Below are 299 nucleotides of genomic sequence, written 5' to 3' on the forward strand. Positions count from 1 at the left end.
TCAACGGCACACAGTGTGAGTGATTCTGTGCTTAATGAATCTCTACAGAATTCAGTCAGTGATTCAGTCGCTTTGTCAGAGGCGGATTCAATTTCCCTTGAGAACAGTTTGAATGCATCAGAGTCAGCGGCTTCAGAATCAGCTGAAGCCTCACGTCAAGGATCAAAGTCAGCAACAACGCCGGCGGAAAGCGCAGAACAATCAACGCTTGATTCAACGAATGCGTCAAAGAGTCTTTCTGACTCAATTGAACGTAGTCAAACAGATGCCTCAAATTCTGCGAAAGCATCAACATCAAG

1 pseudogene is annotated in these 299 nt (G+C 45.2%); it reads left to right on the forward strand.

Annotated elements, in window-relative coordinates:
• A pseudogene (locus IV67_RS09380) lies at positions 1-299 on the forward strand (hypothetical protein); the annotation flags it as partial.

The organism is Weissella minor (assembly GCF_001437425.1).
Classification (GTDB): Bacteria; Bacillota; Bacilli; order Lactobacillales; family Lactobacillaceae; genus Weissella; species Weissella minor.